The following is a 25271-nucleotide window of genomic DNA, read 5'->3' as shown; positions in this document are numbered from 1 at the left end:
CACAGTGACTGGGGCGGCCGGCGACAACGACAAAAATTGTCACTTTCCGCCCCATTTCGGCTGGTAATCCGCAGGTTATCGAGATCACGTTTTCAGGCATTCGGATCGTCCAAGAACCTTCGCTTGTGACTATTCGTGATGCCTTGCACAATCCCTGACCCTGGCTGTATGCGGCAATACCGCCGCGGTAAAAATGGCATGCAAGCTGCATCCATCTACCGCGAGCTTCCTGGTCGTTCCTGACCGCAAGTTATGGGGACCAATCCCGCCTAGGGGGATTCGGGACTGGGGCTCAGGGGGCATCACTACGGTTAGCTAACCAAAACAGAGGAACCACCATGAAGAAGACTGTGCAGAAGGGCTTCACCCTGATCGAACTGATGATCGTGGTCGCGATCATCGCCATCCTGGCCGCCATCGCCATCCCGGCCTACCAGGACTACACCATCCGTTCGCAGGTTTCTGAAGGCCTGAGCCTGGCCGACGCTTCCAAGACCGCGCTGGCCGAGTACTACAGCAACTACGGCGTGTTCCCGACCACCCAGGCCTCCGCTGGTCTGCCGGTTGCCACCGCGATCTCCGGCAACTACGTGGTTTCGGTCGATGGCACCACCACCCAGGGCCAGATCCAGATCAAGTACGGCCTGAAGGCCAACAGCAAGATCAACGGCAAGATCCTGATCCTGTCGTCCGCCACCACCGCCGGCAGCACCACCTGGAAGTGCAAGGCCAACACCGTCGACACGAAGTTCGTGCCGTCCAGCTGCCGCAACTAATCGCTGCGCGCTGTTGAATGTGTTGTCGAAGGGCCGCCTCGCGCGGCCCTTCGCTTGTCTGTAAGCTGCGATGCCACCGCTGGGTGCCGTCCGCGACGAACGAATCCCTACGCCTGCCGTGAGCGCTCCCATTTCCAGCCGACACTCTCCCGCCAGGCTGCAACGCCTTTCCACGCTGCTCGCCCTCGTCGCCTTGCTCGCCGCGGCGTGGCTGGCCTATCGCCCGGGATTGAGCGGCGATTTCCTGTTCGACGATTTCGGCAACCTGCCGGATATCGGTGCCACCGGACCGATCCACCGTGCCGACACCCTCGCGCGCTATCTCACCTCCGGCACGGCTGACCCGACCGGCCGGCCGCTGACGCTGGCCTCGTTCCTGATCGATACGCGCGAATGGCCGGCACCGCCGTATCCGTTCAAGCGCACCAATGTGCTGATCCATCTGCTCAACGGCCTGCTGCTGTACCTGGCGCTGGCGCGGCTCGGGCGCGAATTCAAGCTGGCCGTGACACCTGCACGCGTGGCCGCGTTGATCGGCGCCGGCGCATGGCTGCTGCATCCGCTGCTGGTGTCGACCACGCTCTATGTGGTGCAGCGCGAAGCAATGCTGCCGGCGACGTTTACGCTGCTCGGCCTGCTCGGCTGGATGCAGGCACGCAGCGCCCTGCAACAAGGGCATATCAAGCGCGGCACGCTCGGCATGCTGCTCGCGATCGGCGGCGGCACCCTGCTTGCCACGCTGGCCAAAGGCAACGGCGCTCTGCTTCCGCTGCTGGTGCTGCTGGTGGAGTGGCTGGTGCTGGCGCCTGCACAGCCGATGCCTTCGGAACCTGCGCGCCGCCGCCTCAAGCTCGGCGTCGCCGTGCTGCTCGCCCTGCCTTCAGCCGCTCTGCTGGCATGGATGATCGCGGGCATTCCCGGCTATATCCACGGCACGCCGCTGCTGCGCAGCTGGACCATGGGCCAGCGGCTGCTCTCCGAAGCCCGCGCACTCGGCGACTACCTCGGCATGCTGGTGCTGCTCAAAGACTCCACCCTGGGCCTGTTCACCGATGCCTTCGCTCCATCCACCGGCTGGCTGCAGCCGTGGACCACCCTGCCCTGCATACTGCTGATCGCGGCGCTGATCGTCTTCGCGATCGCCACACGCAGGCGCTGGCCGGCGCTCTCGCTCGCCATCCTGTTCTATTTCGCCGGCCATCTGCTCGAAAGCACCTGGCTGCCGCTGGAGCTGTACTACGAGCACCGCAACTACCTGCCCGCGCTGCTGCTGTTCTGGCCGCTGGGCGTGGCGCTCGGCATGCCGGGTCCGCTGCCATGGCTGCGCCGTGGCGCCGGCATGGCGATATTGCTTGCGCTGGCAACACTCACCTACCAGCGCGCCGGCATCTGGGGCGACGGCTATCTCCAGGCACAGATCTGGGCCGCCTTCAATCCGACGTCGGCCCGCGCCCAGGCGGCAGCTGCGCAGTACCAGATGGAGCATGACAAGCCCCACCTGGCGGCAGCGCGCCTGACCATGGCCATGGCCACGCACCCCGACGATCTGCAGATACCGGTAAACCTGATCGGCGCGCAATGCCGCTTCGGCCCCGCCAGCCCCGCCGCGCTGGACGGTCTGCGCCGCGCGCTGTCCACCGCAAAAAATGGCGGCACGCTCGGCTTCGACTGGCTCAATACCGCCATCGACATGGCCGCCAGCCACAGCTGCGAAGGCCTGGATCTCGACGCCGCGCAAAGCTTTATCGACGCCGGCCGCCGCAACCCCAACTGGTCCGTCATCCCTGGCCGCCGCCAGGACATGCAGCACCTCCAGGGCATGCTCGAGCTGGCCCGCCAGGACCCCGACGCCGCCCTGCAAGCCTTCAACCATGCCCTGGCGGAAGAACCCGGCCCCGCCACCGCGCTGGAACAGGCCGCCACGCTCGGCGCCCACGGCTACGCCCGGCAAGGCCTGGCGCACCTGGATTATTGGCAGACGCTTCCGGCACCATCCCAGCCTTCCCGCGGCATGCCTAAACTGCATGCCTGGGTGCTGGCGCACCAGCATTACTGGGAGCACGAAATGGCGCACCTGCGGACCACCCTCGCCGCCGACGCCGCCACGCAGGCCCGCCCGCCATCACCGTCTTCACGCGATTGAGCCATGCCCACGGATACGCGCTACAAATACCTGCTGCTGCTCGCCCTCGCCCTGCTGGCGACCGCGGCGATCTATATCCCCGGCATGACCGGCGGCTACGTGTTCGATGACTTCCCCAACATCATCGACAACACCGCCATCCACGTTACCCAGTCCAGCTATACGGCCTGGATCAACGCCGCGCTGTCCTCGCCCGCCAGCGCGCTGCACCGTCCGCTGGCCTCGCTGACCTTCGCCGCCAACTGGCTGTTCACCGGCTCCGCGCCGGGGCCGATGAAGGTCACCAACCTGATCATCCATCTGCTCAACGGCGCGCTGCTGTACGGCATGCTGGTGGAGCTGCTGCGGCTGTACGCGATCAACCGCAAGAGCCGCGGCGACGTCGACGAGCCGCGCGCGCGCTGGCTCGCCTTCGCCGTCACCCTCGCCTGGCTGCTGCTGCCGATCAATCTGCAGGCCGTGCTCTACGTGGTGCAACGCATGGAAAGCCTGTGCCAGCTGTTCGTGCTGGCCGGCCTGTGGGGCTATCTGCGCGAGCGCCGCCGCATGCTCGAAGCGGACAGCATCAAGCAGGAAACCAGCGCCTGCGTCCGCGCCGCGGCCTATCTCGCCGTGGGCACCGTGCTGGGCGTGACGGCGAAGGAATCCTCGGTGCTGCTGCCGCTGTATGCCTTCCTCGCCGACCTGATCCTGTTCGGCCTGCGCCGTGCCGATGGCAAGCCGCAGCGCAGCCTGTGGCTGCTGTACACGCTGATGCTATTCGTGCCGGCCGTGCTGGGGCTGGTGTGGCTGATGCCGCACGTGCTGCCGGCGCAGGCCTGGGCCAACCGCACCTTCACCCTCGGCTCGCGCCTGCTGACCGAGCCGATGGTGCTGATGGAATACCTGCGCTGGACCCTGCTGCCGACGCCGGGTTCGCTCAGCCTGTATCACGACGAGATCAAGGCCTCCACCGGCCTGCTGCAGCCGCCGGCGACGCTGGCCGGCTTCGTGGTGATGTTCGCGCTGATGGCGCTGGCGGTGTGGCAGCGGCGCGAACGTCCGCTGCTGTCGCTGGGCATCGCCTGGTACTACGCCGCGCACGTGCTGACCGCCACCATCATTCCGCTGGAACTGGTCTACGAACACCGCAACTATTTCGCCGCGATCGGCACGCTGCTGGCGGTGTTCTCGCTGCTGATCGGCACCGCGCGCGAGATCGCGCTGCCGATCGTGCGCGGCGCCATCGCCGCCCTGCTCATCGTGTGGTTCGCCGGCCTCACCCTGCTGCGTGCGCAGGAGTGGTCCGATCCGCTGCACCTGGCCATGATCGAGGCCGACCGCCGCGACCAGTCGCCACGCGCCAACTACGAAGCCGCCCGCCTGCTGATCGTCGTCTCCAATTACCAAGCCTCGCCCGCGCTGGACAAAGCCTGGCATTACCTGCGCCGCTCCGCCGCAATCCCGGGTTCGTCCACCCTGTCCGAACAGGCCATGCTGATGGTGGCCGACCACGATGCGCAGGGCGACGACGCGGCGATCTGGCAATCCATGCTGGCCAAGCTGCGCGCGCAACCGATCAGCGAGGAAGATATCTCCGGCCTGATCTCGCTCACGCGCTGCCGCGTGCAGACCTCCTGCATGTTCGATCCCGCCAACCTGCAGCAGGCCTTCCTCGCCGCGCTGTCGCAGCCCGCACCGACGGGACGCCTGCTCGCTGCCTATGCGATGTTCGCGCGCGAACTGCTCAACGACATCCCGCTGACCGAGGAGTACCTGCGGCGCGCGGTCGAGAAGTCGCCGGGCGAAGCGGCGTATCGCCTGGATATCGCGCGCATCTACGCCTCGCAGGGCAAGCTGGAACTGGTGGTGCAGCAGATCGACGCGCTGCGCCGGCTGAACAAGTACGGCCAGCTCGATGCGCAGATCGCCGCGCTGGAGCAGCTCGCCGAGCGCGGACCGAAGACGCCGTGAGGCTTCGCTTGCCCGCGCCGCAATCATGAAGCCGCTGTCCGGCCTGATCGCGCGATGGCGGCACAGCGTGCTGGCGCGCAATGCCAGCCTGGCGGTCGCGTGGCAAGGACTGCGCGTCGCAGGGCAGGCCTTGTGGATGATCGTGCTGGCGCGCCAGGTCGGTCCGTCCAGCTATGGCCTGTTCGCCGGCATGGCGGGCCTTGCCACGGCGCTGGGCACGCTCACCGGCTTCGGCTTCGGGGTGCTGATGCTGCAGGACACCTCGCGCGCCCCGGAACGCTTCGCCGCCACCTGGAAGAATGCACTGGGCATGGCCCTGCTTACCGGCGCGGGACTGCTGCTGGTGTTTATCGGCGCAGCGTTCGCGCTGTTCCATCGCGAAGGCACGCTGGCGATGTATGTCGCCATCGGCATTCCGGAACTGTTGTGCGTGCCGCTCACCATCGTCTCCAGCTACGCGTTCCAGGCGCACGAGCGCATGGGCTGGGCCGGCGCACTGTTCTCGCTGGTGCCGCTGGGCAATCTCGCCGCGGTGGCGGCGTTTTCGTGCATGCCGGGCGAGGCGAGCATCGGCACCTATCTGCCCTTCCATGCAGCCTCGTCGATCCTCGCCGCGCTCACCGCCGTGATGCTGGTGCGGCGCAAGCTCGCGCCGGCACCGGCGCGCTTCGCGCTGCAGCCGCGCGATGTGCGCGAAGGCGCCGCGTTCTCGCTGATGCGGCTGGCCGATACCGGCATGACCTCGCTGGACAAGACCCTGGTGCTGCAGCTGGCCGGCAGCGAGATCGCCGGCATCTACGGCTCCGCTTATCGATTGGTCGCCGTGCTCGCCATGCCCGCCACCGCGGTGGGCGCCGCCGCCCTGCCCCGTCTGTTCCGCGCGGATCTCGAACAATCCGGCTCGAACCCGCACCTGCTGCGCACGTTGATCGGCGTGAACGTGGCCTGGGGTGTGCTCGCGGCGTTCGGCGCCTTCGCCGCCGGCTATCTGCTGCCGCTGCTGCTCGGGCCGGGTTTTGCCGGCGCCACGCGGCTGGCCTGGTGGCTCGCGCCATGGCCGCTGCTGTACGGCTTGTACACGCTGGGCTGCAACGTCCTGCTCACCAGCCAGCGCCGCCATCTGCGCACCGGCGTGCAGGCGCTGGGCATGGGCGTGATGGCGGTCGCGGCGGTGCTCACCATGCCGCGCTTCGGCCTGGCCGGACCGGCCGCGATGCTGCTGTCCACGCAGGCGCTGCTGGTGCTGCTGGTGTGGGGCCTGATCTGGCGGCAGCGCCGCCGCGGTGTCAGTCCGGCTTAGCGTCGAAGCGCACTACGCGCACGCCGAAACCTTCGAACAGTTCCGCCAGCGTCGACGGACGTCCATCGATGGTGATCGGCACGGCGTCCGCCGCCGTGGCGTGGCAGGCGATGTCCGGATACGCCACCACGATATTCGCCAAGGCCGACGTGAAGTAGCTGACCACCTGGTTCACACCCAGCTCCGCCACCACTTCTTCCGCCGGCAATGCCGCAAGCGCCTCGTCGAGCATCCGCCACCGCGGCGGTGGCGTCACCGCTTTCTGCGTGTAGTGCGGCTTGTAGATCACCTTGCCGCCGAGACGCTCCACGTAGGCAAACGTGCGCGCGCGCAGGAACGCTGCCTTGTCATTGCCCACCACCTGCTCGATGGGCTGATCGAGAAACAGCACGCCGCCTTCGGCCGGCCGATCGGGCGCGGCTGCAGCGGCCAGCCGCAAGCGCTTCACCAGCGGAAACCGCGCGGCGCGCGCGATCATGTCCGGATGCGTGAAGTACCCGCCGGCGACCGGCAATGCATCTACGCCGCTCAGATGCCCCTGGTAGACCGTATACGGCATGCCCGCCAGTGCGGCCTTGGCCTTCTGCCGCAGCCGCCACTTCCACGACGCCAGCGGGCTGCGCGCGTCGTAGTAGTTGAGAATGCCGTCCTGGTAGATGTAGCGGCGCCCCGCCTGCGGATGGAACAGCGCGTAGTTCGCCAGCGGATTGAACGGATGCGGCGCATACAGCGCCACGTCGCCGTACTCGCGCAGGATGCGGTCGATCTCGCGCCCGGCGCGCCGATAGCGCAGTACCCGCGGCCCGCGCGGCGCATCGCAGCCGCCCAGATACGAAACCTTCGGCCCCAGCGCGTGCAGCACGTCCGCGCGCAGATCGGGATGGAACAGATGCAGCTCGCCCTGCGCCTCGCCCGCCAGTTCCAGCATCGGCAGCAGGTGGAACGGCGTGAAGCCGATCAGGATGGAAGCGATGCGCGCCACGTCAGCGTTCGATGCTGTCCCAGCCGACGGGGCTGTTGGCGTGCACCGCCTTGAGCACCGTCTTGCCGATCACCTCGTCCAGGAATTTCGGCGCCAGGCCGTAGCCCGGCCGCACCGAACGCACCGCATCGGCGCCGATCACGTCGCCGGGCTGCAGGTCCTTGACGAAGTACAGCGAGCGGCGGAATTTCAGATTCCCGCGCTCGCTGGACTTGCGGCCGTAGTCCACCCGGCCCAGCGCTTCCCACGCCACCTTGGTGTCGCGGCACAGCGCGCGCAGTTCTTCCGGCTCCAGCGAGAACGCATCGTCCGGGCCGCCGCCGCTGCGGTCCAGGGTGAAGTGCTTTTCGAGCAGCACAGCGCCCATCGCGATGCTGGCGATGGCCGTGGCGTTGCCCAGCGTGTGGTCGGACAGTCCGGTGAGCACGCCGTAGCGCCCGGCCATGTCGCCGATGGTGCGCAGGTTGTAGTCGCCGGCCGGCGCCGGATAGCCGCTGACGCAATGCAGGATGCACAGCTCCTTGCAGCCGCCCGAGCGCGCGGCGTCGATCGCTTCCTGGATCTCGTCCTGGTCGGCCAGGCCGGTGGAAATGATCATCGGCTTGCCGGTGCGCGCCACATAGCGGATCAGCGGCAGGTCGACCGCTTCGAACGAAGCGATTTTGTAGGCCGGCGCGCCCAGCGATTCGAGCAGGTCCACCGCGGTGGCATCGAACGGCGAACTGAAGATGGTGATGCCCACCTCGCGGGCGCGCGCGAACAGCGCCTCATGCCAGGCCCAGGGCGTATGCGCTTCCTGGTAGAGATCGTGCAGCGTGCGGCCGGCCCAGGGGCCGTCCTTGATCTGGAAATCCTCGGCATCGCTGTCGAGCGTGATGGTGTCGGCCGTGTAGGTCTGCAGCTTGATCGCATCGGCGCCGCAGGCCTTGGCCTCTTCCACCAAGCGCAGCGCGGTATCGAGCCTGCCATTGTGATTGGCCGACAGTTCGGCGATCACATACGGCGGCTGGTCGGCGCCGATGCGGCGCCCGGCAATGGTGATATGCATCTGACTCATCCTTACCTCGATACCGGAGCCCGTTCGCGCCATTGGCGGGCGGTCAGGCCAAAACCGACGCTGTCCACGGGATGGCCCGGTTCCGGCAGCGCCTCGCCGATGAAGCCCAGCGCGCGGTGCATGGCCTGCGAGCGTTCATTGGACAGCAGCGCCTGGCCACGGACCTTGCGCAGGCCAAGGGTACCAAACGCGTGATCGAGCGCCGCGGCGCCCAGCCGGCGGCCGGTGCCGGACGGTGCGCCCGGCACGGCGTAGAAGCCCCAGTCGGCGACGTCGTCCGTGCCAGCTTCGGTGAAATGCACGAAGCCCAGCGGCTGGCCGGCCTGCTCGACGATCAGCAGATGGCGGCGCGGATCGGCCGCGCTGCGTTCGTACCAGGCGCGGTGTTCGGCGATGCCGATCTCGTGCGTGGTATACATGTGGCGGCGCACGTCGGGGTGGTTGCGCCAGGACAGTACGGCGTCGAGGTCGTCGGGGCGCATCGGCCTGACGGTGGCTTCGTGCGAGGAGGATGGGCGTAATGCCAGGTCCTCGATGCAGATGCGTACGCGCTGCAAGCCGAGGCCGTCGCATATGTCAGCGGCCGCAGCCGACATCGCGCGCCAGGCATCCGGCGCCAGCAAATCCTGCAAGGCGGCGGGGATGGCGTCCGGCAGGTTCTCCGGGCCGCCCAGCAGCATCGCTGCACCCTGCCGCACCAGCGCCTGCGCACCGGGACGCTGGTTGTCGGCCAGGATCACCAGCAGCGACGGCAAGCCGAGGCAGCAGCGTTCCAGGGCGGAAACGCCGGCAGCGCCGATGGCGAGATCGCAATCCGCCAGCAGGGCAGCCATATCGCCGACGTCTTCGAGAACTTCGCACGGCCATGGGCTGCGCGCCGCCAGCTCCCTCACGCGTTCCTTCGACGCGGCCTGCGCACCGAGCACCACGGTGATCCGGCATGCCGCCGGCAGCAGCGACCGGCTCAAGCCTTCCAACGCAAGCGACGTGGCGTCAGCCGCATCGCCCCCGCCCATGCTGATCACGATCCTGTGCAGCGGCGCCTGCGCGCGTCGCGCCAGGCTTGCTTCGCGCCGCTGGCGGAACTCCGGACGCAGCATCGCGTAGCGCGGGCCGGCAAGCACCCGGCAATCGGTGGATACCAGGCCGGCATAGCGCTCTGCACGGCGGCCGGCGTTCTGGTCGATCAGCATCTGCGCCAGATACGGCCGGTCGGCGAGATCGTCGATCGCCACAAGCTTCCCGGCGTGGGGCTGCAAGGCCTGTTCCCACCGGGCATCCAGTGCGTAGTGATCCACGATCAGCACGTCGACGCTGCCGCCGAGCGCCTCGATCGTCGCCTCGGCATCGCCACGCTCATCCATGGCAGCCGCTTCGCCATCGGCCGGCAGCAAGGCCAGCTCGAAACCTTCCGCAGCAATCCGCGCGCCCAGATGCCCCGGCAACTCGCGGCAAACGAACCGGCACGAAGCTCCTTCCTCGCGCAGCGCACGCGCCAGCGCCAGGCAGCGCATCACATGCCCGCTGCCCAGCTGGAACGACGCATCGGCGCGAAAGGCTGCTTTCATGCCATCGCCCGCTAGGCGGTCTTTTCGAGCAGGGACCAGGTGATGTCGTCCTGCGGGAAGCTGGGGTCGCGGCGGTAGGCGAAGCCGTAGTCGACCAGGCGCAGGTCCGGATAGCGGTCCATGATCTCGCCGCAGAACGCTTCCTGCCCGGTCTTGTAGGTCATGCCTGTTCCGCCCCGTGATTGCCTTGCGCCGCCCGCTGGGCGCGGAACATCCATTCCGCGCGGATCCAGTCTTCTTCCGTGTCGATGTCCTGCACGCGATGCCGCGGAATCGGCAGCCCCGCGCCCGACGCATAGATGCCCACGCCATCCAGCCAGGCCTGCGCGCGGCCCCAGTAGAACTGGCCCGCGTCGTGCCAGGCTTCTTCCAGGTCCTGCGAGCGCGTGCCGGCATGCTCCGGCGCGAACATCGCCACCCGCCCCTCCGCCGACAGGCGCAGGGCGCGCTGGATCGGGAACGGGAAGGTGGTGACCGGGAAAACGTAATCGCCGTCGCCCGCATCGAGCATGTGCAAGCCGCGCTCGATATCGCCCGCTTCGACGAACGGCGCGGTGGCATAGATGCAGCACACGTTGCGCGGCGCGGCGCCTGCCCGCTGCAGCTCGCCCACGGCGTGGCGGATGACCGACACCGTGTCGGCGTGATCGCCGGCCAGCTCCGCGGGACGCAGGAATGGCACCTCGGCGCCGAACGAGCGCGCCACCGCAGCGATCTCCTCGTCGTCCGTCGACACCACGACCCGCTCGAAGCACCCGCTGCGCCGCGCCGCCTCGATCGACCAGGCGATCACCGGCTTGCCGCAGAACGCACGGATGTTCTTGCGCGGAATGCGCTTGCTGCCGCCGCGCGCGGGGATCACCGCGAGATTCATACGCCCAGCGCCCGGCGCAGCGACGCGATCACTTCGTCCTGCGCCGCATCGGTAAGCATCGGATACAGCGGCAGCGTGATTGCCTCCGCGTAGTAGCGCTCCGACTCGGGGAACTCGCGCCCGGCCATGCCGTGCTCGCGGTAGTAAGGCTGCGTATGCACCGGGATGTAATGCACGTTGACGCCTATGCCATCCGCGCGCATCGCTTCGAATACTTCCAGGCGCGTGCGCTGGATGCGGTCCAGCTGCAGCCGCACGGTGTACAGGTGCAGGCCGGAATAGCCGTCCGGATGCTGCCACGGCAAGGTCAGCGGCAGGCCGGCCAGCAGGCGGTCGTAGCGTGCGGCCAGCTCGTGCCGGCGTTCCAGGTAAGCGTCGATCCTTCCCAGCTGGCTGATGCCCAGCGCCGCCTGCAGATCGTTCATGCGGTAGTTGTAGCCCAGCTCCACCTGCTGGTAGTACCAGGGGCCGTCGGAAGCGTGCGTCATGCGCGCCGGATCGCGCGTGATGCCGTGCGCGCGGAACAGCGCCATGCGCTCGGCCAGCGCGGCATCGTTGGTCATCGCCATGCCGCCTTCCACGGTGGTGATGATCTTCACCGGGTGGAAACTGAAGATGGTGATGTCGCTGTAGCGGCTGTTGCCGATGCGCTCGCCCAGATAGCGCGCGCCGATGGCGTGCGAGGCGTCCTCGACGATCTTGAAGCCATAGGTCTGCGCCAGCGCATGGATGGCGCGCATGTCGCAGGGCTGCCCCGAGAAATGCACCGGCACCACCACCTTGGGCAAACGCCCTTCGGCCTTGGCCTGGATCAGCTTCTGTTCGAGCTTGACCGGGCAGAGGTTGTAGGTACGCTCGTCGATATCGACGAAGTCCACCTGGGCGCCGCAATAGAGCGCGCAGTTGGCCGAAGCGACGAAGGTGATCGGCGTGGTCCACAGCCAGTCGCCTTCGCCCAGCCCCAGCGCCAGGCAGGCCACGTGCAGGGCCGAGGTGGCGCTGTTCGCGCCCACGCCGAAGCCGGCGCCGACATAAGCTGCGACGGCGGCTTCGAACTTCGGCGTCATCGGACCCTGGGTGAGGAAGTCCGAATGCAGCACTTCGATCACCGCGTCGACGTCGTCCTGGGTCACGTCCTGCCGGCCGTAGGGAATCATGTTCAGATCCCCGCCTCGCGGTGCAGCTGCAGGATGCCGTCGTTATCGAGGAAATGCGGATTGGTGCCGGAGTTGTATTCGAAACCCTGCGGCACCGGGGTGCCCGTTTCGCCCAGCCCGTTGACGGCGAAATCGTTGGGCCGGTTGAAGAAGGTGATGGTGGGGCGGATCACGTAGTGGTCGTCGAACTCCAGCGTGAGATGCGAGTCGTCGGCCGGGCACATGATCTCGTGCAGCTTCTCGCCGGGGCGGATGCCGACGATCTTGTGCGCCATCTGCGGCGCCATCGCGCGGGCCAGGTCGACGATGCGCACCGAGGGGATCTTCGGCACGAAGATTTCGCCGCCGTGCATGCGCTCGAAATTCTTCAGCACGAAGTCCACGCCCTGCTGCAGCGAGATCCAGAAGCGCGTCATCGCCACGTCGGTCAGCGGCAGCGCATCGCAGCCTTCGGCCAGCAGCTGCTTGAAGAACGGCACCACCGAGCCGCGCGAGCCGATCACATTGCCGTAGCGCACCACCGAGAAGACGGTGCGGTGGCCGCCGGCCATATTGTTGGCGGCGACGAACAGCTTGTCGGAGGCCAGCTTGGTGGCGCCGTAGAGGTTGATCGGATTGGCCGCCTTGTCGGTGGACAGCGCGATCACCTTGGCGACCTCGTTCTCCAGCGCCGCGTGGATCACGTTCTCCGCGCCGTGGATATTGGTCTTGATGCATTCGGTGGGGTTGTACTCCGCCGCCGGCACCTGCTTGAGCGCGGCGGCGTGGATCACGTAGTCCACCCCGCGCATGGCCTGCACCAGGCGGCCGCGGTCGCGCACGTCGCCGATGAAGTAGCGCATGCAGGGCGCGTCGTACTGGCGCTGCATCTCGTACTGTTTCAGTTCGTCGCGCGAATAGATCACCACGCGCCGCGGCTGGTAGCGACCGAGCAGGGTCTGCACGTACTGCTTGCCGAAGGAGCCGGTGCCGCCGGTGATCAGGATGGACTTGCCGTCAAACATGGGATGCAACCTCAGCGGAATTCGTGGAATGGGACGGCTCAGCGGATATGCGGAATGCCATAGCGCCCCAGCATGCTCAGTTTTCGCGGAAACAGCACGACGTCGCGCAGATAGGCCGCCAGGCTGGCCCGGCGCATGCCCTGGGCGACGCGGCGGCGCTGGCGCAGCGCGCGGAAGTCGCTGGCGATATAGCGCAGGGTCGGCAGGTAGATCTCGCTCCACACGCGCGCATCGCGCTTGACCAGCGCCAGCGCCAGCCCTTCGAGCAGCAGCGCGGCGGCGTGCAGGGTCAGCAGCGGCCACACCGCGATCGTCGGCGTGCAGACCACCATTACCGCGGTCTTGTTGCGCTCGCTCAGGCGGCGGCGGCGGAAGGTGGTGTTGAGGCGGCCGGCGTCCACGCGGTTGCCGCCGAAGCTGGCGCCCTGGCGATGGATATAGCCGCTTTCCTGCGCCACCAGCACCGGCACGCCGCGCAGGCGCGCCAGGCAGCACAGGTACATGTCTTCGGCGAGGGAGCCCATCCACTCGGGGAAGCCGCCCAGTTCTTCCCACAGGCTGCGCGGCAGGAACAGGCAGGCGCCGATGGTGATCGCCACCTGGCGGCGCGCCACGTCGAGGTTCGGCACGGGGTTGTAGAACAGGTCCAGCCGGCAGCCGCGATCGACCAGTTCGCCGGAAGCCCAGTCGTACTGCGGCAGCGTGGCAATGCAGGGCGTGGCCTGCTGCGCGGCCACGCCGAGCAGGGCGCGCAGCGCGCCGGGCTGCAGCGCGGCATCGTTGTTCAGCAGCAGCACGTAGCGGCCGCGTGCGTGCGCGACCATCCGGTTGTTGCCGATGCAGAAGCCGACATTGCTGCGCGCCGCCAGCAGTTCCACCTGCGGATAGCGCTCGCGCAGCCACTCCACCGAGCCGTCGGTGGAAGCGTCGTCGTGCACCAGCACTTCGAGTGCGATCTCGGCCGCCTGGGCAAAGATCGAATCCAGGCATTCGGCCAGCAGTCCGGTGCCGTTGTAATTGGCGATACAGATGGAGCAGACCGGATCGGCCACGCGCTCCCGCGCCGGGTAAAGCTCGACGTCAGAGGCGCTGCCAGCCATTCAGCGGCCCTCGCCGGGCGCTTTCAGCAGCAGCCAGCGATGCAGCGCCAGCGGCGAATAGCCGCCGGCACGCGGCCTCTGCCGGCCGGCCAGTCGGCTGGCCAGGCCCAAGCCTACGCGTCCGCCGGCGGTGGCCAGCAGCAGCGCGCTGTCGCGCGGATTGCCGCCCTTGCCCAGCACCTCGAAACCGGCCGCGCGGGCCAGGGCGATGTATTCCTCGCGCTGGAAACCGCGTCCGCCGGTGGCGGAGGCCACGCGGTTGCCGGCCAGGCGGCCGATCAGCGAGCGCAATTCCTCGCCCGGGTCCACGATCAGCAGCGGCGCGCCAGGCCGCAGCATCGCCGCGATCTGCGCGAAGGCCGCGCCGACTTCGGGGCGGTCCAGATACATCAGCGAGGTGATGGCCATGGCGCCGGCCATGCTGCGCGGGCGGAACGGCAGCGCGCGCAGGTCGGCCAGCACCGCTCCACCGCCGGCTTCGGCCATGCGCTGGCAGTACCAGCCGCTGATGTCCTGGCCGACCACGAACAGATCCGGGCGGGCCGTGGCCAGCGTCTGCGACAGGCGGCCGTAGCCGCAGCCCAGGTCCAGCACGGCGCCGCCTTCGGCGCCGATCGCCGGGGCGAACATCTCGCGCACCAGCCAGGCGTGCCAGTCGTGCAGGCGGCCGTTCGCCTCGTCGGTGAAACCTTTGAACAGCACGCCGCGGCGCGTGGCGCCGAGGGCCCGCGCCCGTTCGTCCCAGGTCTGGCGGTTCTCGTTCATATGCGGAGCAAAGCCTGTCTCAATGCAGCCGGTCTCAGTGCAGCAAGGTGCGGGCGATGGCCCGCAGGTCGAAGCGGGCGGCGGCTTCGGTGCCCGGCAGGAAGCGTCCGGTAGGCGCCGCCACGGCGGCGGCCAGCGCCCGCGCGTAATCTTCGGCGGACACGGCCTGGGCGACAACACCGCAGCGCAGCTCCTCCACCAGCCGCGGCAGGTCGCCCACCGGCATCGACACCACCGGCCGGCCCAGTTTCATGGCGTCGGAAAACACCACCGGGATGCTTTCGATGCGCGAGGGGATCAGCAGCCAGTCGGCCCGTGCGATGGCGGCTTCGGCCTGGTCCTTCGAAAGAAAGGCACCGAGCAGCACCGGCCTCCCGGCGCGCTGCAAGGCCTCGACGGCCTCGCGCACGGCCGGCTCCAGCGGGCCGCCGCCCTGGATTTCCACCTGTTCGATGCGCTGCCAGTCGGCATCGCCGAGCAGGCCCAGCGCCTGCAGCAACAGGTCCACGCCCTTGTTCGGATGCCAGCGGCCCAGGAACAGCAGCCGGTATGGCGCCTGCGCCCGCGGCGGCGGCGGCTCGCCGGCCGTGCCGATGGAACGTGTGCTGGGCAGGAAGTCGACCGGGATACCGGCGATCCTGCGGGCGTCGTCGGCCAGCACGTAGCCGTCCGCATAAGCCTTGCCGGCCTGCCGGATCACCCGCCCCAGCATGCCGCGCAGCACCGGCACGCGGCCCAGCGACCACACGTCGCTGCCCAGCAGCCACACGGTGTAGGCCAGGCCGCGGCTGGCGGCGACGCGGCGCGCCCATTCGCCGCAGGGCAGGCCCCACAGCGCCAGCACGCGCGGCTTGCCGCTGCCGACGGCCGCGCGCGCCGCTCGCATGCCGCCGCGCAGCACACGGGCCAGCCAGTACAGGTCGCCCGGGCGCCACGGCTTCAGCGTGGACAGCGGCTTCGCCGGCGCCGCGTAGCGAATCACTTCGATATTCGGCGCGTACTGCTCGCGCTCGTCGCGCGGACCCGGCGCCACCACGCGCACCGCGGCCTGCCGCGCCAGTTCCTCGACCAGGTCGGCCACGAAGGCGCCCGCCGCCTCGCTGCCGTCTCCGCGGATCGGAAACGAGCTGGTGATCACGACCATCGATTCAGCCATGCGTGGTCACCGCTGCGGCCGGCCGGCAAGCGCAGGCATGCGTCAGTCCCGCGCCTTGTAGGTCAGCGCGGTGATCTGCTCGGACACCAGCCCGATCAGGAACACGATCACCGAGGCGCTCCACAGCAGCGTGCTCATGTTGGTGAGGCGGCCTTCGTGCAGGAAAGTCCAGGCGTAGTTGATCAGCCCGAGCAGGAAGAACACCGCGCTGGCCGGCGCGAACAGCTTCAGCGGCGAGTACAGCGTGGCGATCTTGAAGATGATCAGCAGGAAGCGCACGCCGTCGCGCAGCGGCCGGATATGGCTGTGCCCGATGCGCTTGGCCGCCTTGATCGGCATGTAGGCCACCGGATAGGCGCTGCGGAAGAACGCCATGGTGCTGGTGGTCGGGTAGGAAAACCCGTTCGGCAGCAGGTGCAGGAATTCGCGGAACTGCCTGGCCTTCACCGCGCGGAAGCCGGAGGTGAGGTCCAGGATGGCGTGACCGGTCATGCGCGTGGCCAGCCAGTTGTAGATGGTGTTGGCCACGCCGCGGCCGACGCCGGCCTGGCTTTCCCAGTCGCGCGCGCCCACCACCATGTCGTAGCCCTGCTCCAGGTGCTGCAGCAGGCGGGCGATGTCGGCCGGATCGTGCTGGCCGTCGCCGTCCATGAACACCAGGATGTCGCCGCCGGCGGCGCGCGCGCCGCGCTTGATCGCGGCGCCGTTGCCCATCGAGTACGGCGAGGACAGGCAGGTGATGGCATGGCTGGCGCACAGCTCACGGGTGTCGTCCGTGGAGCCGTCGTCGACCACGATGATTTCCGCGTCCGGCGCGGCCTCGCGCAGCCTGGGCAACAGGCCGCGCAGTGCCGCAGCCTCGTTCTTCGCAGGCAGGATGATGCTCAGTGATTTCATGCGCCCCTCTCGTAATGGCAATCATAGCCTGCCCGGGGCGGGCGGGCTGCGCGGGAATCGACGGATTCCGGCGCCTGGAGGCCCCGGCGCGGCCTCAGCCGCGCTTGCGCGCCTGGCCGCGGGTGGTGATCTCGGTGACCGCCTCGATCACCCGTTCGGCGTCCGCGTCGCTCATCGCGGGCGAAAGCGGCAGGCTCGCGGTCTGCCGGCCGATGCGCATGGCATGCGGCCACTGCTCCGGGCGCCAGCCGAAGCGGTCCTGGTAATAGGGGTGCTCGGGCACCGACAGGTAGTGCACGCCGGTGCCGATCCGCCTGGCGTTCATGGCTTCCAGGAAATCGTCGCGGCTGATGCCGCAGCGCTGCTCGTCCAGCATCACCGTGTAGAGGTGATAGCCGTGGCGGGTATTGGCTTCCGGCGCGGCCGGCAGGCCGATCGGCAAGTCCGCGAAGGCTTCGTCATAGCGGCGCCACAGCTGCTGCCGGCGCTCCCAGCTGCGCTCCACGCGGGCTAGCTGGTGGATGCCGATGGCCGCCTGCAGATCCATCATGTTGTATTTGAAGCCGCACTCCACCACCTGGTAGTGCTTGTAGCCCTTGTCGCCGAAGCGGTGCCAGGCGTCCTTGCTCATGCCGTGCAAGGCCAGCATGCGGGCGCGGGCGATCTGTTCCTCGCTGCGGCCCAGGATCATGCCGCCCTCGCCGGTCACCACGTTCTTGGTGACGTAGAAGCTGAAGCAGCCGAAGTCGCCGAAGGTGCCGGCCGGCTGGCCGTGGAACTCGGTTTCGATGGCGTGGGCGCAGTCCTCGATCACCATCAGCCCGTGCTTCCGCGCGATGGCCATGATGCGGTCCATCGCGCAGGGGCGGCCGGCGAAGTGCACCGGCAGGATGGCCCGGGTGCGCGGCGTGATGGCCGCTTCGATGGCATCCGGGTCCAGGTTCTGGGTGACCGCGTCCACGTCGGCCAGCACCGGGGTCAGGCCGGCGTGCAGGATCGCATTGACCGTGGCGCAGAAAGTCAGCGGCGTGGTGATCACCTCGCTGCCCGGCTCCAGCCCCGCGGCGACCATGCTCACGTGGATGGCCGCCGTGCAGGAATTGACCGCGGCCACCTGCGAGGGGCGCACCCCGCGCCACTGCGCGAAATCCTGCTCGAAACGCGCCACCCGCGGCCCCGTGCCCAGCCAGCCCGAGCGCAGGCAGGCCTCGACTTCCGCAATTTCTTCCTCGCCGATCTGGGGTGCTCCGAAGATCAGGAACGGCTGCATGGGTTCGGCGTTGGACACGATGGCGACCACTGGGGAAAGGCCGCTTTTGTATACGAACTTTCACGGCGGCGTCCATGGCGGCGTCACAACCCTGACGGACGCCACGCTTATGGGAATCCAATGTGCTGGATTTCACGCAAATGGGCCGGGCACGGGTGTACTGGCGCGGCTTCTGCGGTAAATTCCCCGTCAATCAGGGGGCTGGGCGACATTCAGGTTATGGCGACGCAAATGCAACCGTCACTGGCAGGGCTGTCCGGCATGGCCCGGCGCCTGGTATCCGAAGGGGTGCTCCCCGAGCCGGACGTGCGCAAGGCGGTACTCGATTCCGCCCAGGCCAAGACCACGCTCACCGCCTGGCTGCTGGACCACGGCCTGATCGACAGCAGCCGGCTCACCCAGCTCGCCTCGGCCGAATTCGGCATGCCGGCGATGGACGTCTCCTCGCTGCAGCCGGCCAGCATGCCGCTGAACCTGATCAGCGAAGCGCTGATCAACAAGCACCACGCCCTGCCCCTGTTCCGCCGCGGCAAGCGCCTGTTCGTCGGCATCGCCGACCCGATGCAGTCGCATGCGCTGGACGAGATCAAGTTCCACTCCAACTGCATGGTGGAACCGATCCTGGTCGAGCGCGCCCAGCTGCACCGGGTGATCGAGACCGCGCTCAGCGCGATGAGCTCCAGCGTGCCGGACCTCGGCGGCGACGACCTCGACGAACTCGCGCTGGAAGCCGGCGACGACGACGGCGACACCACCGGCATCGACGCCAACGCGAACGACGACGCGCCGGTGGTGAAGTTCGTCAACAAGATCCTGGTCGACGCGATCAAGCGCGGCGCCTCGGACATCCACTTCGAACCATTCGAAACCAACTACCGCGTGCGCCTGCGCATGGACGGCATGCTGCGCGCGGTGGCCAGCCCGCCGATGAAGCTGTCCACGCGCATCTCCTCGCGCCTGAAGGTGATGGCCGGCCTGGACATCGCCGAGCGGCGCGTGCCGCAGGACGGCCGCATCAAGCTCAATCTTTCCAAGAGCCGCTCGGTCGACTTCCGCGTCAGCACGCTGCCCACGCTGTTCGGCGAGAAGATCGTGCTGCGTATCCTGGACGCCTCCACCGCCAAGCTCGGCATCGACAAGCTCGGCTACGAGGAAGTCCAGAAGCAGCTCTACATCGAAGCCATCCACAAGCCCTACGGCATGGTGCTGGTCACCGGCCCGACCGGCTCGGGCAAAACCGTGTCGCTGTACACGGCGCTGAATATCCTCAACACCAACGAGCGCAATATCTCCACGGTGGAAGACCCGGTCGAAATCCGCGTCGAGGGCATCAACCAGGTTCAGCAGAACACCAAGCGCGGCATGACCTTTGCCGCGGCCCTGCGCTCCTTCCTGCGCCAGGATCCGGACGTGATCATGGTCGGCGAAATCCGCGACCTGGAAACCGCCGAGATCGCCATCAAGGCCGCGCAGACCGGCCACATGGTGCTGTCCACCCTGCATACCAACGACGCGCCGCAGACCATCTCGCGCCTGATGAACATGGGCATCGCGCCCTACAACATCACCTCGTCGGTCACCCTGGTGATCGCCCAGCGCCTGGCCCGCCGCCTGCACGACTGCAAGAAGCCGCTGGACCTGCCGCCGGCCACCCTGCTCGCCGCCGGCTTCACCCAGGAAGAGATCGACGCCGGCCTGACCCTGTACGAGGCGGTCGGCTGCGACAACTGCAACGAAGGCTACAAGGGCCGCGTGGGCATCTATCAGGTGATGCCCATGCTCGAGGAGATCCAGAAGATCGTGCTGCAGGGCGGCAACGCCATGCAGATCGCCGAGGTGGCGCGCGGCGCCGGCATCAACGACCTGCGCGCCTCGGCCCTGCTGAAAGCCAAGCAGGGCGTGACCAGCCTGGCCGAGATCGACCGCGTCACCAAGGACTGACGCGGCTCCTGCGGCGGCCTGAGACGCCGCCCGCACTGGAGTTGCGTGCCAAGGCACGGATTGCCTGAGAGATTTGCCATAAGCTGCAACAAATTTGCCGCCGGCCCCTGGCCGGCAAGCTCGAAGGGGGAGTTTCCGCATGGCCACAGCAATCACGGCAGCCAAAGACGCTCGCGCCCGCGGCGCAGAGCGCGCCGCCGTCACCCAGATGTCCATGTACGACTGGGTCGCGCTGGACAAGCGCGGCAAGCGCATGAAGGGCGAGATGCCGGCGAAGAACGCTTCGCTGGTGAAGGCCGAGCTGCGCCGCCAGGGCATGAACCCGCAGACGGTGCGCGAGAAGTCCAAGCCCCTCTTCGGCGCTGCCGGCAGCACGGTCAAGCCGCGCGACGTGGCCATCTTCAGCCGCCAGATCGCCACCATGATGGCGTCGGGCGTGCCGATGGTGCAGTCCTTCGAGATCATCGCCGACGGCCAGAAGAACGTCCGCTTCAAGAACATGCTGGTCGACGTCAAGCAGGGCATCGAGGGCGGCGCCGCGCTGCACGAGGCGCTGGCCAAGTATCCGGTCCAGTTCGACGAGCTCTACCGCAACCTGGTGCACGCGGGCGAATCCGCCGGTGTGCTCGACACGGTGCTGGACACCGTGGCGACCTACAAGGAGCGGATGGAAGCGATCAAGAGCAAGATCAAGAAGGCCCTGTTCTACCCCGTGATGGTGCTGGCGGTGGCGCTGCTGGTCAGCATGATCCTGCTGCTGTTCGTGGTGCCGGTGTTCCAGCAGACCTTCAAGGACGCCGGCGCGGAACTCCCGGCGCCGACCCAGATCGTGATCTCCGCCTCGCAGTTCATGCAGAGCTACTGGTACGTGGTGATCGGCGTGATCGTCGGCAGCATCGTCGCCCTGGTCATGGCCAAGAACCGCTCGCAGAAGTTCGCGCACTTCCTCGACCGCGTGATGCTGAAGCTGCCGGTGATGGGCGCCATCCTCCGCCAATCCGCCATCGCCCGCTTCGCCCGCACCCTCGGCGTCACCTTCCGCGCCGGCGTGCCCCTGGTCGAAGCCATGGACGCCGTGGCCGGCGCCACCGGCAGCATCGTCTACGGCGACGCGGTCCGGCAGATGCGCGACGACGTCGCGGTCGGCCACCAGCTGCAGCTGGCCATGCGCCAGACCGGCCTGTTCCCGAACATGGTGGTGCAGATGACCGCCATCGGCGAGGAATCCGGCGCCCTGGACAACATGCTGTTCAAGGTGGCCGAGTTCTACGAGGAAGAGGTCAACAACGCGGTCGACACCCTGTCCACCCTGCTCGAGCCGCTGATCATGGTGATCCTCGGCGTGCTGGTGGGCGGCATGGTGGTGTCGCTGTACCTGCCGATCTTCAAGCTCGCGGGCACCGTGTAAGCTTCCGCATCCGAGCCCCTCTCTCCCCCGGGAGAGGGGGGCTTTTTTTATAGCTATCGAGACGACGCATGCCTGAGCTTCCTCTTTGGGCCTGGATCACCGTGGCAGGCGTGCTCGGCCTGCTGGTGGGCAGCTTTCTCAACGTGGTGATCCTGCGCCTGCCCGAGCGCATGGAAGCGGCGTGGCGCGAACAGGCGCTGGATACGCTCAAGCTTCCCCCCGACGAAACCACGCCCCGCCCGCCCGGCATCGTGCGCGAGCCCTCGCACTGCCCCAGGTGCAAGCACCGCCTGTCGGTGTTCGACAACGTCCCGCTGTTCGGCTGGCTGCTGCTGCGCGGGCGTTGCCGCTACTGCAAGGAGCCGATCTCGATCCAGTACCCGCTGGTGGAACTGCTGAGCGGCGTGCTCAGCGCCATCGTGGTGTGGAAGTTCGGCCCCACCCTGCCGGCGCTGGCCGGCCTGGCCTTCACCTGGCTGCTGATCGCGCTGGCCGGCATCGACTTCCGCACCCAGTACCTGCCGGACGAACTCAACTACCCGCTGCTGTGGATCGGCCTGCTGCTTACCCTGCTGCCGATGTTCGTCACGCCCACCGCCGCGATCATCGGCGCGGCGATCGGCTACCTCAGCCTGTGGAGCGTGTACTGGCTGTTCAAGCTCGCCACCGGCAAGGAAGGCATGGGCTACGGCGATTTCAAGATGCTGGCGGCCATGGGCGCCTGGATGGGCGCCGGCGCGCTGCTGCCGATCGTGCTGCTGTCCTCGCTGGTGGGCACGGTGATCGGCGGTTCGCTGATCCTGCTGCGCCGGCATAAAGCCGAGGTGCCGATCCCGTTCGGCCCGTTCATCGCCATGGCCGGCTGGCTGTGGTTCGTGGCCGGCGACTGGATGCTGCACACCTACATGCAGATCACCGGGCTGCGGTGATCGCGCCGCGCCCTTACGTCGTCGCGCTCACCGGCGGCATCGCCTCCGGCAAGAGCGCGGTGGCGCGGCGCTTCGAAGCGCTGGGCATCGCGGTCTACGACGCCGACGTGGCCGCGCGGGAAGTGGTCAAGCCCGGCAGCGAAGGGCTGGCGGCCATCGTGCAGACCTTCGGCGCCGGCGTGCTCGACGGCGAGGGGCAACTCGATCGCGCCGCCATGCGCCGCCGCGTCTTCGCCGACGACATGGCCCGGCGCCAGCTGGAAGCCATCACCCACCCGCGCGTGCGCAGCTGGCTGCGCGAACGCGCCGGCACCGATCACGGCCCGTACTGCCTGCTGGCGATTCCGCTGCTGGCGGAGAACATCGCGCATTACCGCTGGGTCGACCGCGTGCTGGTGGTGGACAGCACCGAGGCCGCGCAATTGGAGCGGCTGATGCGCCGCGACGGCATCGACGAGGCGCTGGCACGCCGCATGATCCAACGCCAGGCGCGCCGCGAGGAACGCCTCGCCATCGCCGACGACGTGATCGCCAATACCGGCGAAGAAGCCGCGCTGGATGCCGCAGTGGCCGCCCTGCACCAGCGCTATCTGGCGCTGGCCAAAACCAGGACCTGAGCGCGCGTCAGCCGCCCCAGAAGCCGCGGATGCCCGCGACGCCCTGCCCACCCGACGTGCGCGCCTGCTGCACGTCTGCCTGACTCATGCCGCCGAGCGCGTAGACCGGCAGCGCCGCCGCCTCGGCCAGTGCCGCGAAAGCGGCCCAGCCAAGCGCAGGCAGCTCCGGATGGGTCGCGGTGACGGCCACCGGCGACACGGTCGCGAAATCCGCCCCCAGCGCCAGCGCCCGCGCCAGCTCGGCGGCATCGTGGCAGCTCGCGCCGACGGGCTGGTTCCAGGGCAAGGGCCGTTCGCTGCCGCTCAGCTGCGCGGCCTTCAATTGCACGCCGACACCCAGGGCCAGTGCGCCTTCGATATCGCCGTTGAGCAGCAGCCGCGCACCGCGGCTGCGCGCTTCCGGCAGCAGCTGCCCGGCCAGCTCCCTCACCTGCTCCATCGGCCATAGCGGCAGGCGCAGCTGCAGCAGCCGCTCGCCGCGGCCCAGGGCATCGCGCAGCATGGCGGCGCAGGCGTCATGGGCCGCGGGCGGCAGGTCCGCCGGTGTGATCGGATAACGATGCGGCAGGCGCAGCGCCTGCAGGATGGCGCGGTCGGCCGGCGCCAGCAGCGCCAGATCGACCGCATCGGGATCGGCCCATTGCAGCGCGGTGTGCTCCAGCGGCCGCGGCTCGCTGTCCCAGCGCCGCACCACCCAGGCATCCAGCAGCAGGCGCTTGGCGCCATAGGCCCAGGGCACCCGCGTCAGCGGCTCGCCCGGGCCGATCGCGATACCCAGCTCTTCGGCCAGCTCGCGCGCCAGCCCGTCGCCGGCCGCTTCGCCCGGCTCCAGCTTGCCGCCGGGAAACTCCCACGCGCCCGCCAGGTGCTTGCCCGGCGGCCGCTGCGCCAGCAGCACGCGTCCGGCCGGGTCGACCAGGACGCCGGCCATGACGTGGATGGCGCCGCTAGGGGGAACGGGGCTCAAATGCTGCTGCGGACGTACTCGACCATGTCGAAGTCGTAGGCGTGGTCGGCATCTTTCTTGTGATGGGTGCGGCTGAGCTCGGTCCAGTCGCTGAAATGCACGCCGGGGAAGAAGGTATCCGCACCGTCCACCGCCGCATTCACCCAGGTCAGGAACAGCCGCTGCGCCTTCGGCAGCGCCGCCTTGTAGACCTCGCCGCCGCCGATCACCATCAGTCCGGTACCGCCGGCGCGGGCCAGGCCCTCTTCCAGCGAACGCACGGTGACCTGGCCCGGGAACGGCGCTTCGTGCTTGCGCGTCAGCACCAGGTTGGTCCGGCCCGGCAGGGCGCGGCCGACCGACACCGCCGTGTTGTAGCCCATCAGCACGAACTTGCCGAGCGTGAGCTCCTTGAACCAGCGCAGGTCGTCCGGCAGGTGCCAGGGCAACTGGCCCTTGCGGCCGATGGCAGAGTTCTCGTCGAGCGCGGCGATGAGCGAAATGGCCATGAAGACTCCAGATGAGCGAACCGTATGGGGACGCACGGGCGGCCATATGGGGGTCGGCGCGCGCTAGCCGCGCATTGTACTCACGAACACCGCCGGGGCGGTGGCCGCCGGCCCAGGGCAATTCACACGGCGACCGGCGCCTTGATGGCCGGGTGCGGGGTGTAGCCCTCGATCGCCACGTCCTCGAAGCGGAAGTCTTCCAGCGCGCGCACGTCCGGGTTCAGCCGGAGCGTGGGCAGCGGGCGCGGCTCGCGGCTCAGCTGCAGGCGGGCCTGCTCGACGTGGTTGCTGTACAGGTGGGCGTCGCCCAGCACGTGCACGAAGTCGCCCACGCCCAGGCCGCAGACCTGCGCCACCATGTGGGTGAGCAGCGCATAGCTGGCGATATTGAACGGCACGCCCAGGAAGATATCGCCCGAGCGCTGGTACAGCTGGCAGCTGAGGCGCCCGTCGGCCACGTAGAACTGGAACATGGTGTGGCACGGCATCAGCGCCATCCGCGGCAGCTCGCCCACGTTCCAGGCGTTGACGATGAGCCGGCGCGAATCCGGATTGCGGCGGATCTCCTCCACCACCCAGCGGATCTGGTCCACCGTGCCGCCGTCGGCCGTGCGCCAGGCGCGCCACTGCTCGCCGTAGACCGGGCCGAGCTCGCCGTTCGGGTCGGCCCATTCGTCCCAGATGCTGACGCCGTGTTCCTTCAGGTAGGCGATGTTGGTGTCGCCGCGCAGGAACCAGATCAGCTCGTGGATGATCGACTTCAGGTGCAGCTTCTTGGTGGTGACCAGCGGAAAACCTTCGCGCAGGTCGAAACGCATCTGCCAGCCGAACACGCTGCGCGTGCCGGTGCCGGTGCGGTCGGCCTTGATCGTGCCGTGCTCCAGCACGTGGCGCAGCAGGTCGAGATAAGCGCGCATGG

The 25271-nt window shown here is 68.3% G+C and carries 23 protein-coding genes; 8 read left to right on the top strand and 15 right to left on the bottom strand.

Annotated features, from left to right (window positions below):
- The first annotated feature begins 338 nt into the window (after positions 1 to 338).
- The 4 genes from ISN75_RS04820 (at position 339) to ISN75_RS04805 (ending at position 6172) form a co-directional block, all read left to right on the top strand.
- Positions 339 to 776, top strand: coding sequence for a pilin (locus ISN75_RS04820; protein WP_168649027.1), 438 nt, complete (start codon positions 339 to 341; stop codon positions 774 to 776).
- Between the two features lie 118 nt (positions 777 to 894).
- Positions 895 to 2919 carry a tetratricopeptide repeat protein gene (locus tag ISN75_RS04815; protein ID WP_343820868.1) on the top strand — a complete coding sequence of 675 codons (2025 nt, stop codon included), beginning with the start codon at positions 895 to 897 and terminating at the stop codon, positions 2917 to 2919.
- Between the two features lie 3 nt (positions 2920 to 2922).
- A complete protein-coding gene (locus tag ISN75_RS04810; protein ID WP_167252238.1) occupies positions 2923 to 4872 on the top strand; it encodes a hypothetical protein in 1950 nt (649 codons plus the stop codon).
- A 25-nt stretch (positions 4873 to 4897) separates the two neighbouring features.
- A complete protein-coding gene (locus tag ISN75_RS04805; protein WP_343820870.1) occupies positions 4898 to 6172 on the top strand; it encodes a lipopolysaccharide biosynthesis protein in 1275 nt (424 codons plus the stop codon).
- On the opposite strand, the gene ISN75_RS04800 is transcribed toward ISN75_RS04805, so the two are convergent.
- The 12 genes from ISN75_RS04800 to ISN75_RS04745 all read right to left on the bottom strand — a co-directional run bounded on the left by ISN75_RS04800 (position 6159) and on the right by ISN75_RS04745 (position 18020).
- Entirely contained in the window at positions 6159 to 7154 is a 996-nt protein-coding gene (locus tag ISN75_RS04800) for a hypothetical protein (RefSeq protein WP_343820872.1), read from the bottom strand. The genes ISN75_RS04805 and ISN75_RS04800 overlap by 14 nt on opposite strands.
- Before the next feature lies 1 nt (position 7155).
- Positions 7156 to 8202, bottom strand: coding sequence for a pseudaminic acid synthase (gene pseI, locus ISN75_RS04795; RefSeq protein ID WP_208399563.1), 1047 nt, complete (start codon positions 8200 to 8202; stop codon positions 7156 to 7158).
- Between the two features lie 11 nt (positions 8203 to 8213).
- A complete protein-coding gene (pseG, locus tag ISN75_RS04790; protein WP_343820875.1) occupies positions 8214 to 9779 on the bottom strand; it encodes a UDP-2,4-diacetamido-2,4,6-trideoxy-beta-L-altropyranose hydrolase in 1566 nt (521 codons plus the stop codon).
- Positions 9780 to 9790: 11 nt separating this feature from the next.
- Complete coding sequence (locus ISN75_RS04785) at positions 9791 to 9943, bottom strand: hypothetical protein (protein WP_343820877.1); 153 nt, start codon at positions 9941 to 9943, stop codon at positions 9791 to 9793.
- Positions 9940 to 10653 (bottom strand): pseudaminic acid cytidylyltransferase, encoded by a 714-nt coding sequence (gene pseF / locus ISN75_RS04780; protein WP_168649022.1) that lies wholly within the window; start codon positions 10651 to 10653, stop codon positions 9940 to 9942. Before pseF ends, ISN75_RS04785 begins: the two co-directional genes overlap by 4 nt.
- Entirely contained in the window at positions 10650 to 11810 is a 1161-nt protein-coding gene (pseC, locus tag ISN75_RS04775) for a UDP-4-amino-4,6-dideoxy-N-acetyl-beta-L-altrosamine transaminase (protein ID WP_168649021.1), read from the bottom strand. Before pseC ends, pseF begins: the two co-directional genes overlap by 4 nt.
- 2 nt (positions 11811 to 11812) lie before the next feature.
- Positions 11813 to 12814 (bottom strand): UDP-N-acetylglucosamine 4,6-dehydratase (inverting), encoded by a 1002-nt coding sequence (pseB, locus tag ISN75_RS04770; RefSeq protein WP_168649020.1) that lies wholly within the window; start codon positions 12812 to 12814, stop codon positions 11813 to 11815.
- A gap of 38 nt (positions 12815 to 12852) precedes the next feature.
- Positions 12853 to 13914 (bottom strand): glycosyltransferase family 2 protein, encoded by a 1062-nt coding sequence (locus ISN75_RS04765; RefSeq protein WP_167252246.1) that lies wholly within the window; start codon positions 13912 to 13914, stop codon positions 12853 to 12855.
- The gene (locus ISN75_RS04760) at positions 13915 to 14679 is read right to left on the bottom strand and encodes a class I SAM-dependent methyltransferase (RefSeq protein ID WP_343820880.1); all 765 of its coding nucleotides are present in this window, start codon (positions 14677 to 14679) and stop codon (positions 13915 to 13917) included. It lies immediately after the preceding gene.
- Positions 14680 to 14713: 34 nt separating this feature from the next.
- Complete coding sequence (locus tag ISN75_RS04755; protein WP_167252248.1) at positions 14714 to 15835, bottom strand: glycosyltransferase; 1122 nt, start codon at positions 15833 to 15835, stop codon at positions 14714 to 14716.
- Positions 15836 to 15877: 42 nt separating this feature from the next.
- Entirely contained in the window at positions 15878 to 16732 is an 855-nt protein-coding gene (locus ISN75_RS04750) for a glycosyltransferase family 2 protein (protein ID WP_167252249.1), read from the bottom strand.
- A gap of 94 nt (positions 16733 to 16826) precedes the next feature.
- On the bottom strand, positions 16827 to 18020 hold the full coding sequence (locus tag ISN75_RS04745) for a DegT/DnrJ/EryC1/StrS family aminotransferase (protein WP_343820882.1): 1194 nt from the start codon (positions 18018 to 18020) through the stop codon (positions 16827 to 16829).
- A 201-nt stretch (positions 18021 to 18221) separates the two neighbouring features.
- Here ISN75_RS04745 and pilB point away from each other — a divergent pair, with 201 nt between their 5' ends.
- From pilB to coaE, 4 genes are all read left to right on the top strand, one after another.
- On the top strand, positions 18222 to 19943 hold the full coding sequence (pilB, locus tag ISN75_RS04740; RefSeq protein ID WP_167252250.1) for a type IV-A pilus assembly ATPase PilB: 1722 nt from the start codon (positions 18222 to 18224) through the stop codon (positions 19941 to 19943).
- 139 nt (positions 19944 to 20082) lie between these two features.
- Positions 20083 to 21351, top strand: a complete 1269-nt coding sequence (locus tag ISN75_RS04735; RefSeq protein ID WP_167252251.1) for a type II secretion system F family protein — start codon at positions 20083 to 20085, stop codon at positions 21349 to 21351.
- A gap of 68 nt (positions 21352 to 21419) precedes the next feature.
- Positions 21420 to 22280 (top strand): prepilin peptidase, encoded by an 861-nt coding sequence (locus ISN75_RS04730; RefSeq protein ID WP_168649018.1) that lies wholly within the window; start codon positions 21420 to 21422, stop codon positions 22278 to 22280.
- Positions 22280 to 22897 (top strand): dephospho-CoA kinase, encoded by a 618-nt coding sequence (gene coaE / locus ISN75_RS04725; protein WP_343820894.1) that lies wholly within the window; start codon positions 22280 to 22282, stop codon positions 22895 to 22897. The genes ISN75_RS04730 and coaE overlap by 1 nt, the downstream gene beginning before the upstream one ends.
- Before the next feature lie 7 nt (positions 22898 to 22904).
- Here the strand turns inward: coaE and ISN75_RS04720 are convergent, their stop codons facing one another.
- The 3 genes from ISN75_RS04720 to ISN75_RS04710 form a co-directional block, all read right to left on the bottom strand.
- Positions 22905 to 23828 (bottom strand): Nudix family hydrolase, encoded by a 924-nt coding sequence (locus tag ISN75_RS04720; RefSeq protein WP_210427835.1) that lies wholly within the window; start codon positions 23826 to 23828, stop codon positions 22905 to 22907.
- A gap of 32 nt (positions 23829 to 23860) precedes the next feature.
- The gene (locus ISN75_RS04715; RefSeq protein WP_167252254.1) at positions 23861 to 24352 is read right to left on the bottom strand and encodes a dihydrofolate reductase; all 492 of its coding nucleotides are present in this window, start codon (positions 24350 to 24352) and stop codon (positions 23861 to 23863) included.
- Between the two features lie 122 nt (positions 24353 to 24474).
- Positions 24475 to 25269, bottom strand: a complete 795-nt coding sequence (locus ISN75_RS04710; protein WP_168649017.1) for a thymidylate synthase — start codon at positions 25267 to 25269, stop codon at positions 24475 to 24477.
- Between the last annotated feature and the right edge of the window lie 2 nt (positions 25270 to 25271).

The organism is Dyella marensis (assembly GCF_049532885.1).
GTDB lineage: Bacteria > Pseudomonadota > Gammaproteobacteria > Xanthomonadales > Rhodanobacteraceae > Dyella_D > Dyella_D marensis.
This window is presented reverse-complemented; position numbering and strand designations above follow the sequence as displayed.